The sequence below is a fragment of the Kibdelosporangium banguiense genome, assembly GCF_017876405.1.
Taxonomy (GTDB): Bacteria; Actinomycetota; Actinomycetes; order Mycobacteriales; family Pseudonocardiaceae; genus Kibdelosporangium; species Kibdelosporangium banguiense.
Map to the genome: position 1 here is coordinate 4637766 of NZ_JAGINW010000001.1, position 13781 is coordinate 4651546.

At 65.9% G+C, this 13781-nt stretch carries 11 protein-coding genes; 6 read left to right on the forward strand and 5 right to left on the reverse strand.

The window, feature by feature from the left end:
• Positions 1 to 2: 2 nt before the first annotated feature.
• The 3 genes from JOF56_RS22005 to JOF56_RS22015 are packed head-to-tail and all read left to right on the forward strand — an operon-like array spanning position 3 to position 2772.
• Positions 3 to 899, forward strand: a complete 897-nt coding sequence (locus JOF56_RS22005; RefSeq protein ID WP_209641087.1) for a carbohydrate ABC transporter permease — start codon at positions 3 to 5, stop codon at positions 897 to 899.
• Positions 896 to 1714: a carbohydrate ABC transporter permease gene (locus JOF56_RS58120; RefSeq protein WP_209641089.1), complete on the forward strand. Its 819-nt coding sequence runs from the start codon at positions 896 to 898 to the stop codon at positions 1712 to 1714. Before JOF56_RS22005 ends, JOF56_RS58120 begins: the two co-directional genes overlap by 4 nt.
• Positions 1714 to 2772, forward strand: coding sequence for an ABC transporter ATP-binding protein (locus JOF56_RS22015; protein WP_209641092.1), 1059 nt, complete (start codon positions 1714 to 1716; stop codon positions 2770 to 2772). The genes JOF56_RS58120 and JOF56_RS22015 overlap by 1 nt, the downstream gene beginning before the upstream one ends.
• Here JOF56_RS22015 and JOF56_RS22020 read toward each other — a convergent pair.
• Positions 2765 to 3367 (reverse strand): nucleoside/nucleotide kinase family protein, encoded by a 603-nt coding sequence (locus JOF56_RS22020; protein WP_209641094.1) that lies wholly within the window; start codon positions 3365 to 3367, stop codon positions 2765 to 2767. The two genes, JOF56_RS22015 and JOF56_RS22020, sit on opposite strands and share 8 nt — an antisense overlap.
• A gap of 81 nt (positions 3368 to 3448) precedes the next feature.
• Here JOF56_RS22020 and dnaE point away from each other — a divergent pair, with 81 nt between their 5' ends.
• Entirely contained in the window at positions 3449 to 6988 is a 3540-nt protein-coding gene (gene dnaE, locus JOF56_RS22025) for a DNA polymerase III subunit alpha (protein ID WP_209641096.1), read from the forward strand.
• 75 nt (positions 6989 to 7063) lie between these two features.
• Here dnaE and JOF56_RS22030 read toward each other — a convergent pair whose 3' ends face one another.
• Positions 7064 to 7909, reverse strand: coding sequence for a hypothetical protein (locus JOF56_RS22030; protein ID WP_209641098.1), 846 nt, complete (start codon positions 7907 to 7909; stop codon positions 7064 to 7066).
• Positions 7910 to 8040: 131 nt separating this feature from the next.
• On the opposite strand from JOF56_RS22030, the gene JOF56_RS22035 reads away from it, so the two are divergent.
• Entirely contained in the window at positions 8041 to 9306 is a 1266-nt protein-coding gene (locus JOF56_RS22035; RefSeq protein WP_209648406.1) for an adenosylmethionine--8-amino-7-oxononanoate transaminase, read from the forward strand.
• Positions 9307 to 9536: 230 nt separating this feature from the next.
• Here the strand turns inward: JOF56_RS22035 and JOF56_RS22040 are convergent, their stop codons facing one another.
• The 3 genes from JOF56_RS22040 to JOF56_RS22050 are packed head-to-tail and all read right to left on the reverse strand — an operon-like array spanning position 9537 to position 12606.
• Positions 9537 to 10337 (reverse strand): sugar phosphate isomerase/epimerase family protein, encoded by an 801-nt coding sequence (locus tag JOF56_RS22040; RefSeq protein WP_209641100.1) that lies wholly within the window; start codon positions 10335 to 10337, stop codon positions 9537 to 9539.
• Positions 10334 to 11452: a dihydrodipicolinate synthase family protein gene (locus JOF56_RS22045; RefSeq protein WP_372448390.1), complete on the reverse strand. Its 1119-nt coding sequence runs from the start codon at positions 11450 to 11452 to the stop codon at positions 10334 to 10336. Before JOF56_RS22045 ends, JOF56_RS22040 begins: the two co-directional genes overlap by 4 nt.
• Positions 11452 to 12606, reverse strand: coding sequence for a Gfo/Idh/MocA family protein (locus JOF56_RS22050; protein WP_209641104.1), 1155 nt, complete (start codon positions 12604 to 12606; stop codon positions 11452 to 11454). Before JOF56_RS22050 ends, JOF56_RS22045 begins: the two co-directional genes overlap by 1 nt.
• 126 nt (positions 12607 to 12732) lie before the next feature.
• Between JOF56_RS22050 and JOF56_RS22055 the strand changes: the two genes are divergently transcribed.
• Positions 12733 to 13752, forward strand: coding sequence for a LacI family DNA-binding transcriptional regulator (locus JOF56_RS22055; protein ID WP_209641105.1), 1020 nt, complete (start codon positions 12733 to 12735; stop codon positions 13750 to 13752).
• Positions 13753 to 13781: the final 29 nt, after the last annotated feature.

A 13781-nucleotide genomic window follows, 5' to 3' on the forward strand; every position in this document is an offset into this window, starting at 1 on the left:
CCGTGCCCGCGAAACGGCGGGCCGGTCACGCGTCCGACTCCGCTGGGCTGGGGCGTATGCGGGCGCTCGGCTTCGTCGCGCCCGCGCTGGTGCTGATCGCGATCTTCCTGGTGTTCCCGGCGCTGTGGAGCATCTACATCGGATTGACCGACTACACCCTGACCGGGCCGTCGTCGGTGAATCCGCGGATGGTCGGGACCGGCAACATCACCGGCGCCCTGGCCGACCCGCTGTTCGGCAACTCGCTGTGGCTGACGTTGCTGTTCGTGCTCTTCTCGGCGGTGCTGGGCCAGAACATCCTGGGCTTCGCGCTGGCGTGGACCCTGCGCGGTGCCAAGCGCTGGCTGCGTCGGCTCGTCGAGGGACTTGTCCTGCTCGCCTGGATTCTGCCGAGCACTGTGGTGGCGTATCTCTGGATCGCGGTGCTGGACCGTGACGGCGGCACGCTGAACGCGTTACTGAACACGCCGGGCATCGCATGGCTTGTCGAGTACCCGATGGCGAGCCTGATCGTGTTCAACATGTGGCGCGGCACGGCATTCTCGATGTTGCTGTACAGCTCGGCGTTGGCTGTGGTGCCGCCGTCGCAGCTGGAGACCGCGCGGATGGTCGGCGCCGGGACGCTGAGCACGTTGCGGGACGTGGTGTTCCCGCATATCCGTGGGCACGTGCTGACCAACACGCTGCTCATCAGCCTGTGGACGGCGAACGACTTCACGCCGTTCCTCCTGACCGCGGGCGGCCCGAACCACGCGTCGGAGACGCTGCCGGTGTTCATCTACCAGCAGGCGCTGGGGTCTGGCCTGCTCGGCTACGCCTCGGCGATCTCGTTCCTGCTGTTGCTGGTCAACCTGATTGTCGCGCTGGTGTACCTGCGGCTGCTGCGGAGGCGCGCGTGACCTCCTTCGTGCTGCGCCGGATCGGCTACTCGGTGTTCTTCGCCGTGGTGCTGGCGTTTTTCGCGATCCCGATGCTGTGGCTGGCCAGTGCCCCGTTCGACAGCAGGCCGGGTATCGGATTTCGTTGGCCGGACTGGACTTTCGACAATATCGCGGCCACGTTCGAGCATCCTTACGCGTTGACTTCGCTTTGGAACTCGTTGGTGCTGTGCGTTCTCGCGATGGCGATCACCACGGTTCTGGCTGCGTGTGCGGCATACGCGTTGTCACGCGTCCGGATTCCCGGGCGGGACGTGCTGCTTTATGTGCTGTTGCTGCTGTCCAGCGTGGTCACCGGGACTGCGGCGATGGTGCCGATCTTCGTGATGATGTACCAGCTCGGGCTGATCAACTCGCAGTACGGCACCGCGCTGGTGATCGCGGGTGGGATGCTGCCCGCGGCGATCTTCATCCTGAAGGATTTCGTCGACGCGGTACCGCGTTCGTATGAGGAATCGGCGCGGGTGTTCGGGGCCTCGCCCGGACAGATCCTGTTACACGTGGTGCTTCCCATCGCCCGGCCGGGAATCGCGACCATCGTGGTGTGGTCGTTCGTGCAGGCGTGGGGCAACTTCCTGCTGCCGTTCCTGCTGTTGCGGGACATCACCAGCCAGCCCGCCGCGGTGCTGATGCGCACCCTCCAGGATGAGGGCGGCAGCGCCAATCTGACGGTGATCCCGGTGTTCTCGTTGCTGTATTCGATCCCAGTGGTCGTGCTGTATCTGTTCGTGAGCAAGCGTTACGGCTTCCGTTTCCACGGAGGGATCAAGAGCTGATGGCCCGGATCACGGTTGAAAATCTGTCCACCGTGTACCCCAACGGAGTGCGCGCGGTGGACGCCTTGGACCTGGAGATCGCCGACGGCGAGTTCTTCGCGCTGCTGGGACCCTCCGGCTGCGGGAAGACGACGCTGCTGCGCACGATCGCCGGGCTGGAGGCGGCGACCGAGGGCTCGGTCTCGATCGGTGAGCGGGACGTGACCACCGTGGAACCGGGCAAGCGGAAAGTGGCGATGGTCTTCCAGGACTACGCCCTGTTCCCGCACATGACCGTGTCGGAGAACATCGCCTATCCGCTCCGCGTCCGCCGTCAACCCAAGGCGCGGCAACGGGAAGTCGCCGAACGCACAGCCCGGAGCCTGAGCCTGGCAGAATTGCTGGACCGTCGGCCCGGCCAGCTTTCCGGTGGTCAGCAGCAGCGGGTCGCCCTGGCCCGGGCGGTCGCCATCGATGCCGATGTGCTTCTGCTCGACGAGCCGCTGTCCAATCTGGATGCCCGGCTCCGGCTGGAGGCGCGTACTTTCCTCAAGCGCCTGCAACAGGAAATCGGTGTCACCACTGTGTTCGTCACCCACGACCAGGCCGAGGCGCTCGCGCTGGCCGACCGGATCGCGGTGATGGAATCCGGCAGGATCCGCCAGCTCGGCAGTCCCCGTGAGGTGTTCGGCCGGCCTGCGGACACATTCGTGGCCAATTTCATCGGCTCGACCCCGATGAACCTCATCGACGGGGCGATCGAGAACGGTCTTCTCGCGGTGGCCGGCGCGAAACTGCCTTCGCCCGTGGACCTTTCCGACGACAGCAAGGTGATCGTCGGTATCCGGCCCGAATACCTCACTTTGGCGACCGGTGCCGCGGGCATCACCGGAATCGTTTCGACAATCGAGAACCTCGGCGTCAGTTCACTCGTGACACTCGAATGCCCCGACGGCAGCCTGCTCGGGCTCACTGTCCGGGAACAGCATGAACCCGCGATCGGATCGACAGTCACGGCAGTCCCTGAGCAAGGAAGGCTTCTGCTGTACGGCAAGGAGAGCGGGATGATTCTCACGTGATCCGCATCGCCGGATGATTCGGGTCGTCGACGCGGACGGCGATGTCAGCGGTGGTCAATGGGGAGACTTCTTCTTCGTATCGGGCGAAAACGGGAAGACTCCATGCGTCCACGGCTGCCGTGCGGCGGTGTAACGCGCCTGCCGAAAGCCACAAATGGACCGTGAGATCGAAAGGCAGTCCGCGGCCGAGCAGCAATTCGCCATCGACGACGATCACGCCGTTCTCCGGCAGCGACACGTATTCCGCCCTGGTCGCCCGGTCGGCCTCGGCGTCCCACAGGGACGGCAGAACCTTTTGTCCGGAAAGCACTTCCCGGCGCAGCGCGCCCTCGTCCAGCCAGGACGAATAGCGGGATTCCTCGTCGGTCTTGCCGTGCTCGAACCGCAGTGACGCCGGTCGCAGGAAGTCCTGGGCCCGGACCCGGATCACCGAGCGGCCCAGCACCCGCAGCGGGTCGACCAGGGCGTCTGCCAGCAGTCCCGGGCCGGCACCTGCCGCGCCGTCGATGGCGACCCGTATCTGGCCTGGTGCGGCGGTTATGCGTGAGACGACATGTTCGGCCAGGGCCGTGAACGTCACCGGTTGGAAGCGCACCAGCCAAGACTGTCAGAGGTGGCGGGTACAACCAGCGAGCCTCCGTCGGTGACCCGCAGCGAACGATTAGGGTGGTGGATCGTGGCCGCTGATTCCTTCACTCACCTGCATGTGCACACCGAGTACTCGATGCTCGACGGAGCGGCGAAGCTGAAGGACATGTTCGCCCAGTGCGAGAAGCTGGGCATGACCTCGGTCGCGATCACCGACCACGGCCACATGAACGGCGTCTACGACTTCTTCAAGCAGGCGACCGCCGCGGGCATCAAGCCGATCCTCGGCATCGAGGCCTACCTCGCGCCCGGCTCGCGGCACGTGAAGGACCGGATCCGCTGGGGCGACCCGTCGCAGAAGTCCGACGACGTCTCCGCCAGCGGTGCGTACACCCACCAGACGATCTGGGCCCGCAACGACGTCGGCCTGCGCAACCTGATGCGCGCCGCGAGCCTGGCCTCGATGGAGGGCCAGCTGGGCAAGTGGCCGCGGATGGACCGGGAGCTGCTCGCGAGCCTGTCCGACGGTCTGATGGCCACCACCGGCTGCCCGTCCGGCGAAGTGCAGACCCGGCTGCGTCTGGGCCACTTCGACGAGGCGGTGAAGGCCGCGGGCGAGTGGCAGGACATCTACGGCAAGGACAACTTCTATGTCGAGCTGATGAACCACGGCATCGACATCGAGCTCAAGGTCCGCAACGAGCTGCTGGACGTGGCCAAGAAGGTCGGCATCCCGTTCGTGGTGACCAACGACTCGCACTACACGTACGAGCACGAGCGCGACGCCCACGACGCGTTGCTGTGTGTGCAGACCGGCAAGACGATGCAGGACCCGACCCGGTTCAAGTTCGACGGCTCGGGCTACTACCTGAAGTCGCCGGACGAGATGCGCGCGATCGACTCGTCCGACGCCTGGCAGGAGGGCTGCCGCAACACCCTGCTGATCGCCGAGAAGGTCAGCACCGAGGGGATGTTCACGTTCCGCAACCTGATGCCGAACTTCCCGATCCCCGAGGGCATGACCGAGGACGACTACTTCAAGCAGCAGGTCTGGGAGGGCATGCACCGCCGGTTCCCCGACGGTGTGGACGAGGTCCACAAACAGCAGGTCGAGTTCGAGATCGGCGTCATCCTGCAGATGGGCTTCCCGGCCTACTTCCTCGTGGTCGCCGACCTGATCAACTGGGCGAAGTCCAACGGCATCCGCGTCGGCCCCGGCCGTGGGTCGGCCGCAGGCGCGCTGATCGCGTACGCGATGGGCATCACGGACCTCGACCCGCTGGCCCACGGGCTGATCTTCGAGCGGTTCCTCAACCCGGACCGGGTGTCCCCGCCCGATATCGACATCGACTTCGACGAGCGTCGTCGCGGTGACGTCATCCGGTACGTCACCGAGAAGTGGGGCGAGGACAAGGTTGCCCAGGTGATCACGTTCGGCACGATCAAGGCCAAGGCCGCGATCAAGGACGCCGCCCGCGTGCTGTTCGGCCAGCCCGGCTACGCGGTGGCCGACCGGATCTCCAAGGCCTACCCGCCGGCCGTGATGGCCAAGGACATCCCGCTGTCGGGCATCCATGACCCGAGCCACAAGCGGTACAACGAGGCCACCGAGATCCGGGCGCTCTACGAGCAGGACCCGCAGGTCAAGCAGATCATCGACACGGGCCGTGGCCTGGAGGGCCTGATCCGCAACGCCGGCGTGCACGCCTGTGCGGTGATCCTGAGCGCCGAGCCGCTGCTGGACGTGATCCCGTTGTGGAAGCGCCCGCAGGACGGCTCGATCATCACCCAGTTCGACTACCCCACGTGCGAGTCGCTGGGCCTGCTGAAGATGGACTTCCTGGGCCTGCGCAACCTGACGGTGATCGACGACTGCCTGCGCAACATGGAACGCAACGGCAAACCGCAGGTCGACCTGCAGACGATCGCGCTGGACGACAAAGCCACGTACGAGCTGCTGTCCCGAGGCGACACGCTCGGTGTGTTCCAGCTCGATGGTGGGCCCATGCGTGACCTGCTGCGCCTCATGCGCCCCGACAACTTCGAAGACATCTCGGCCGTCGGCGCGCTGTACCGCCCCGGCCCGATGGGTGCGAAATCACACACGAACTACGCACTGCGCAAGAACAAGCAGCAGGAGATCACGCCGATCCACCCGGCGCTGGCCGAGCCGCTCGAGGACATCCTGGGCACGACCTACGGCCTGATCGTGTATCAGGAGCAGGTCATGGCGATCGCCCAGAAGCTGGCCGGGTACACGCTCGGCCAAGCAGACCTGCTGCGCCGGGCGATGGGCAAGAAGAAGAAGGAGATCCTGGACAAGGAGTTCGCCGGGTTCGAGAAGGGCATGCTGGACAACGGCTACCCCAAGGACGCGGTCAAGACGCTCTGGGAGATCCTGGTCCCGTTCGCGGACTACGCGTTCAACAAGGCCCACTCCGCCGCGTACGGCCTGGTGTCGTACTGGACGGCGTACCTCAAGGCGAACTATCCCGCCGAGTACATGGCCGGCCTGCTGACCTCGGTCCGGGACGACAAGGACAAGGCCGCGGTCTACCTGGCCGAATGCCGCAAGATGGGCATCACGGTCCTGCCGCCGGACGTCAACGAGTCCGCCGCGGACTTCGCGCCGGTGGGTGACGACATCCGCTTCGGCCTCGGCGCGATCCGCAACGTCGGCACCAACGTGGTCGAATCGATCGTGAAGGCGCGCACCGAGAAGGGCGCGTTCGTCGATTTCTCGGACTTCCTGCGCAAGGTCGACGCGTCGGTCTGCAACAAGAAGGTCGTCGAATCGCTGATCAAGGCCGGGGCGTTCGACTCGCTCAAACACCCGCGCAAGGGCCTGTTCCTGGTGCACACCGACGCGATCGACGCGGTGATGGACACCAAGCGCGCGGAGGCGGTCGGCCAGTTCGACCTGTTCGGCGGCGGGGACGACGACGGCGACAACGCCGGCAGCGTGTTCGACGTGAAGGTCCCGGAGGACGCCTGGGAGACCAAGCACCAGCTCGCCCTGGAGCGGGAAATGCTGGGCCTGTACGTCAGCGGGCACCCGTTGGACGGCGTCGAGCACATCCTGACCGCTCAGTCGGACACGCCGATCGCGGCGATTCTGGAAGGCGGCATAGCCGACGGCGCGCAGGTGACGATCGGCGGCATTCTCGCCTCGGTCACCCGCCGGGTGAACAAGAACGGTGAGCCGTGGGCGTCCGCCCAGCTGGAGGACCTCGCCGGTGGCATCGAGGTGCTGTTCTTCCCCAAGACGTATTCCGTGATCGGCATGAGCGTGGTCGAGGATGCGATCGTGCTGGTCAAGGCCCGGGTGGCCAAACGGGACGACCGCACATCGCTGATCGCCAACGACCTGGCTGTGCCGGATCTGGAGGCAATGGCGGGCAGTCAGCCGATCCGGGTCAGTATGCCGGCCTCAAAATGCACTCCGGCGGTCGTCGCTCAATTGAAGGACGCCCTTTCCACCCATCCGGGGACCACCGAAGTGCATTTGCGGCTGATCAACGGCCAGCGCAAAACCTTGCTGCGACTGGACGACACCCTGCGGGTGACGCCGAATCCGGCGTTGATGGGTGACTTGAAGGCATTGCTCGGCCCGGGCTGTCTCGCCTGACGTCCTGCGGTTGATTCCGTTGCAGGTCAGCGGGTTCCGGGTCCGGCCTTTTGTCATGCGGTGTGGAAAGACTGGTTACCGGCTGATTTTCAGCCACTCGTCGGGCAATGCGCCGGCTTGTCCGGCACGCACCAGTTCATGCCGGGCCATTGCCGAGATCGCGGTGTGTGAATTGGACAAGAGCGCGACGTAGTCTTTGGCCAGCATCGCGACTTCACTGTGCGTCGGCGCGAGTGCCTTGTGCAGCAACAGGAAACCGTTGAGGTCCGCGGTTTTTCCGCCACGCCGGAGGCGGAACAGGCAGCCTTCCAGCATCATGGTCCGGTCGAGTGTCTCGTCGGCCGCCAGCTTCGTCGGCCAGCCCCCGGGTTCGAGCAACGGCCCGACACCGTCCACTTCGAACAACCGGCGGGCCAGCGCCGACCGGCTGGTGTCCTCACGCCCGGTAGCGATCCACGCGAAAACTAGCCCGTCCGTGGCCAATGGCGCGATCCCGGTGTATGCGGAGAGTTTCACAACCAACTGTTGTAGCTGAGGCTCGAGTTTATCGGCCGGCAGCCGGAGTGCGAGCCGGTCAACGAGATCCGGCAACCAACCAACCCGCCGATCCTGCAAAACTTCAACAACAAGGTCGATTACGTCGGTCCCGGTTTCATCTTCCTGCAATCCATTGCGGGCGATCCACACCGCGACACTGGACGCGCTTGGCAGCAACGCCGCCCCGGCCACTGTGAGTGCACACAGCCGTGGTGTCCAGAACCGCTTGCTCACGAACGTGCCTGTCCGCAGCGTCTTTTCGTACGCCCGCAGCGGTTCGGTCAATGCCTTGCGAGCAGCTGGATCCAGGCCCCGGACAAGACGGGTGACATTGTCCGGATCGCCGCCGTCGATGATCGGGTGCAGGACTGTCCAGTCAGTCATGGTTGCTGACGGTAGCGTCTGCCGCCGGACGGCGTACTGCCGGTTGTGACAAACGAATACAGCGTAACTGTCCGAAACGCGCGCTAAATGCGACCAATTGGCACTAACCTCGATTCGTGGACGTCGCCGAGATGATCGCATTGGACCGCGCGCACGTCTGGCATCCATATGGGCCGATGCCGGGCACGAGGGACCCGTTCGTGGTCGAGGCCGCGTCGGGTGTACGGCTGCACCTGGCCGACGGGCGCGATTTGGTGGATGGCATGTCGTCGTGGTGGGCCGCCATTCACGGCTACCGCAATCCACGGCTCGACCAGGCCATGATCGACCAAGCGGGCCGGATGAGCCACGTCATGTTCGGCGGCCTGACCCACGAACCCGCGGTGCGGCTGGCGAGCCGGCTCGTGCAGATCACGCCGTCGCCGTTGCAACACGTGTTCCTGTGCGACTCCGGGTCGGTGTCCGTTGAGGTCGCCGTGAAGATGTGCCTGCAGTACTGGCGCTCGATCGGCCGACCGGAGAAGCGGCGCCTGCTCACATGGCGCGGCGGCTACCACGGCGACACGTTCCACCCGATGAGCGTCTGCGACCCCGACGGCGGCATGCACTCGCTGTGGCGCGGAGTCCTTCCGGAACAGTTGTTCGCGCCGACGCCACCGTCCGGCTTCGACGCAGGCGTCGACTACGAATACGTCGAGACCCTCGCCGACATGATCGAACAGCACGCCGACGAACTGGCAGCCGTGATCATCGAGCCACTGGTCCAAGGCGCCGGCGGCATGCGCTTCCACGACCCGCGATACCTGCACGTACTGCGCGAGCTCACGCTGGCCCACGACGTCCTGCTGATCTTTGACGAGATCGCCACCGGCTTCGGCCGCACCGGCACATTGTTCGCGGCCGACCACGCGGCGGTCAGCCCGGACGTGATGTGCCTCGGCAAAGCCATGACCGGCGGCTACCTCTCCATGGCCGCGACCCTCTGCACATCCCAGGTCGCTGACGGAATCTCCCAGGGCGACCTGCCGGTACTCGCACACGGGCCGACCTACATGGGCAACCCGCTGGCGTCCGCGATCGCCAACGCCTCCATCGACCTCCTGCTGGAAGCCGACTGGTCAACCGAAGTCAGACGGATAGAACACGGTCTGCTCACCGGCCTCGAACCAGCCCTCGACCTGCCCGGAGTGCTCGACGTCCGGATCCTCGGCGCCATCGGCGTCATCCAGCTCGACCACCAGGTCGACATAGCCGAGGCAACCAAAGCAACGGTCGAAGCCGGCGTCTGGCTCAGACCCTTCCGCGACCTGATCTACACAATGCCCCCCTACATAACCTGCGACGAAGACCTGGCCCTGATAACCAAAGCCGCCTGCGCAGCCGTCGCCGCCGGATAGACCTCGCCCTGCCACCCCACCGAAGCTGGGCCACGGCCCCCCGTTTTCCAGCCTACCGTTGAGGTCTGACAGAAAGTTGAGATCGCTGGTGACGAGGCCTCGGTTGTCCACAGGTGGTGACTTGTCCACAGCGAGGCCTGTGGACTGCCTTGTCCTTTCATTTCTGGCGGTTGTCGGCTGTAGGCTGGATTCCAGGGCCGGAGGCTGTCTACATCAGACAGATGTTCGGGTTAGAGGACGTGGTCCTGGTATGTCGTTATTACTCGGTCTACTACTTCGTCGCCGGGGGAGTCCCAGATCGACTGGTTGAAGATCTCGACTTCGATGGGGCCGGTGTAGCCGGTTTTGTCGACGGCTTGGCGCAGGCGGCGTAGTTCTATGCAGCCGTCGCCCATCATGCCTCGGCCGAGCAGGACTCCTTCGGGCAATGGCGTGATCCAGTCGCAGACCTGGAAGATCGAGATTCTGCCTGCCGCGCGGGCTATCGCCTGATAGACGTTGGGGTCCCACCAGATGTGGTATGTGTCCACGCAGACTCCGACCTGGTTGGCCGGGAAGAGCAGGGCCATGTCGAGTGCTTGGTCCAGTGTGGACACTACGCACCGGTCGGAGGCGAACATCGGGTGCAGGGGTTCGATGGAGAGTTGCACGCCGCATGAGGCCGCGTACGGGGTGAGCTCGTCGATCGAGTCGATGACGTTCTGGCGGGCGCCGTCTATGTCCGAGCTTCCGGGCGGCATCCCTCCGGAGACCAGGATCAGGATTGAGGTTCCCAGCGCCGCGGCTTCGTCGATCGCGCGGCGGTTGTCCTCGATCGCGCCGGGGTCGGCGAAGAAACCGCCGCGGCACAACGATGTCACTGTCAGGCCTGCGTCGCGGACGAGTTTTGCCGAGCGTTCCAGTCCGTGGTCGGCGACCGGGCCGCGCCACAGACCGACTTGGGTGAGGCCCGCCCGGGCGCAGCCTTCCACGAACGCCGGCATGTCCCATTGGGTTGTGGTGGCCTGATTCAGGCTCAGTCTTGAGGTCATGTGGAAACCTCCAGGAACGCGCGCATCCGGGCCACGGCCAGATCGGGGTCCGGCAGCAGTCCGGCCGCGTCGGCCAGGGTGAACAGGGAGACCAGGTGCGGCACGGACCGGGCGCTCTCCAGCCCGCCGACCATCCTGAAGTGTGACTGGTGCCCAGCGAGCCAGGCCAGGAACACGATCCCGGTCTTGTAGTAGTAGGTCGGCGTCCCGAAGATGTGCCGGGACAATGCGACCGTGGGCGCGAGGATCGAGTTGTACGTGGCCACGTCGCCGGTGTCCAGGGCCCGGACGGCTGCCGCCGCGGCTGGTGCGATGGCGTCGAAAATGCCGAGCAGTGCGTCGCTGTAGCCCTCGGAATCGCCTTGGATCAGCTCCGGGTAATGGAAGTCGTCGCCGGTGTAGCAGCGCACGCCTGCGGGGAGCTTGCGCCGCATGGCGATCTCGCGACCCGCGTCCAGCAGGGAGATCTTCACTCCGTCCACCGACGACGAGTTCGACTTGATGATCTCCAGGAACACGTCCGTGGCCACGTCCAGGTCCGCGGATCCCCAGTATCCCGCCAAAGCGGGGTCGAACATCGGCCCGAGCCAGTGCAGGATCACCGGTTGGGACGTCTGCGACAGCAGATGCCCGTAAACCCGGTGGTAGTCCTCGGGTCCTGCGGCCGCCGCGGCCAAAGCCCGGCTGGCCATCAGGATGACCTGCCCGCCGGTCTCTTCGATGACGGCGATCTGCTCAAGGTAGGCGGCGATCACGTCATCGACCGTGTGCGGGCCCGGCGCCAGTTGATCCGTGCCTGCGCCGCAGGCGAACGGCCCCGCCGCGGCGGAACCTGTGCGGCGGATCAGTTCCTGGGTCGCGGCCCAGTCCAGGCCCATGCCGCGCTGCGCGGTGTCCATGGCTTCTGCGATCCCGAAACCGTGGGACCACAAGTGATACCGATACGCCAGCGTGGCGTCCCAGTCGACCGCTGCCGGGCTGCCGGGCGTGTTGTCGCCCAGGGGATCGGCGACAACATGTGCTGCGGCGAACAACTTGCGGCTTGTCGGTGCGGGCCCCGGGCGGTAGCCGCCAGAGGACTGAAGCGTGTACGGGCCGGATGGCAGTTCGATGATCACTGCAGCTCCAGCGAGGGGATGTCGAGCCGCCGGCCTTCACGAGCCGACCGCAGCCCGAGTTCCGCCAGTTGCACGCCACGCGCACCGGCCAGCAGATCCCAGTGCCACGGCGTGTCCAGCACGACGTGCTTGAGGAAGAGTTCCCACTGCGTCTTGAAACCGTTGTCGAACACGGCGTTGTCCGGGACCTCCTGCCACTGCGAGCGGAAGACCTCGGTCGGGGGCAGGTCTGGGTTCCATACCGGCATCGGTGTGGCCGAGCGGTGTTGAGCGCGGCAACGTCGCAGGCCCGCGACCGCGCTGCCTTCTGTGCCGTCCACTTGGAACTCGACGAGCTCGTCGCGGAACACGCGGGTGGTCCAGGAGGAGTTGATCTGCGCGATGATCCCGCCTTCGAGTTCGAAGATCCCGTAGGCCGCGTCGTCGGCCGTGGCCGCGTACGTCCGGCCTTGCTCGTCCACGCGCTCGGGGATGTGCGTCGCGGCAAGCGCTTGCACGGTCAGGGGTTTGCCGAAGATGTGGTTCAGCACGTACTGCCAGTGGCAGAACATGTCGAGGATGATCCCGCCGTCGTCCTCGGCCCGGTAGTTCCAGGACGGCCGGTTGATCGGCTGCCAGTCGCCCTCGAAGACCCAGTAGCCGAACTCGCCGCGCACCGACAGGATCCGGCCGAAGAACCCGCCGTCCACCAGCCGCTTGAGCTTCAGCAGGCCGGGCAGGAAGATCTTGTCCTGCACGACGCCGTTCTTCACGCCCGCTTCGGTTGCCAGCTTCGCCAGTTCCAGGGCGGTGGCCAGATCCGATGCCGTCGGCTTCTCGCAGTAGACGTGCTTGCCTGCCGCGATGGCCTGGCGCACGGTCTTCTGGCGTTCGCCGGTGACCAGCGAGTCGAAGTACACCTGCACGCCCGGGTCGGCGAGCGCTTCGGCCAGATCCGTCGTCCACGGCAGGTTGTGCTCGTTGGCGATCGTCTTGACCTTGTGCTCGCTGCGGCCGACCAGGATCGGCTCCGGCCAGATCACCGTGCCGTCCCCGACCGGGATGCCGCCCTGTTCCCGGATGGCCAGCACCGACCGCAGCAGGTGCTGTCGCAGGCCCATCCGTCCGGTGATGCCGTTCATCGCGATTCCGACCGACCTGCGGTCTGCCATGGTCTCCCCTTCCGATCCTGCCTCGGTGCCGATGGCGTTGGCCAGTGGATAGAAAGCGCTTACTATCAGCGTAAGCTAGGCAGCCATCGGACCGGGTGTCAATAGGGTGTGCTGGGAGGTGACCGGATGGCGGCGACATTGGCGGACGTCGCGGCGCGCGCAGGCGTGTCGACAGCGACGGTGTCCCGGGTGCTCAACGGCAATTACCCCGTCTCGGCGCTCACGCGCGAACGTGTGCACCGCGCGCTGGGTGAGCTTGACTACGTTGTCAACGGCCCGGCCCGGGCGCTCGCGGCGGCGACGTCCGAGGTGATCGGCGTGATCGTGAACGACGTCTCGGATCCGTTCTTCTCGATCCAGGCCAGCGGCACGCAGTGGGAGGCCGCGAGTGCCGACCTGCTCGCCGTGATCTGCAACACCGCGGGTTCGCCGTCCGACGAGCTGAAGTACATCAGCATGCTGCTGCGGCAACGGGTTCGAGGCGTGGTGTTGACCGGCGGCAGCCGGGAGGAGCCGGAGCACCTCCAGGCGATCGCCAAGCTGATCACCCAGGCGCTGTCCGCGGGTACGAGTGTGGTCATGTGCGGCAGGCCGGCACCGCCAGGCGTGGATGTGCCATGTGTCGCGTTCGACAACGAGGGTGGCGCGCGTGCACTTACCAAGCACGTGATCACCATGGGGCACAGGAAAATCGCGTACGTCGCCGGACCTCCGGGCAACAGCACGACCACAGCGCGACTTGCCGGGCACCGTCAAGCGCTTGCCGAGCAAGGACTTCCCGAGTCGCTTGTGGTGCACGGCGACTTTTCCCGCGCGTCGGGCTTCAACGCGGCGATGGACCTGGCAGATTCCGGCGTCACGGCGATCGTCGCGGGCAACGACCTGATGGCACTGGGCGTGATCGCGGCGCTCCGGCAGCGTGGAATCCGTGTGCCGGACGACATCTCGGTGGCCGGTTTCGACGACCTGCCGGCCGCGGTGGACGTCGTCCCGGCGCTGACGACCGTCCGGCTACCGCTCGACCAGGGTGCTCGCCGCGCCGGCCGGATCGCCAGCGGCGTCGAGACCGTCACCGGGCCGACCCGGCTGTGGATGCCGGCCGAGTTGATGGTTCGTGAATCAGTGGCCGCGCCGGCAGGCCGGTAAGCGCTTTCTGGAGCCCCGGCGTGTCGCGA

What these genes read in the sequence shown, in the direction of transcription:
- JOF56_RS22055 (WP_209641105.1), top strand. Translation starts at nt 12,733, where the DNA reads ATGGCGGCGACATTGGCGGACGTCGCGGCGCGCGCAGGCGTGTCGACA.
- JOF56_RS22035 (WP_209648406.1), top strand. Translation starts at nt 8,041, where the DNA reads ATGATCGCATTGGACCGCGCGCACGTCTGGCATCCATATGGGCCGATG.
- JOF56_RS22050 (WP_209641104.1), bottom strand. Translation starts at nt 12,606, where the DNA reads ATGGCAGACCGCAGGTCGGTCGGAATCGCGATGAACGGCATCACCGGA.
- JOF56_RS22015 (WP_209641092.1), top strand. Translation starts at nt 1,714, where the DNA reads ATGGCCCGGATCACGGTTGAAAATCTGTCCACCGTGTACCCCAACGGA.
- JOF56_RS22040 (WP_209641100.1), bottom strand. Translation starts at nt 10,337, where the DNA reads ATGACCTCAAGACTGAGCCTGAATCAGGCCACCACAACCCAATGGGAC.
- JOF56_RS22030 (WP_209641098.1), bottom strand. Translation starts at nt 7,909, where the DNA reads ATGACTGACTGGACAGTCCTGCACCCGATCATCGACGGCGGCGATCCG.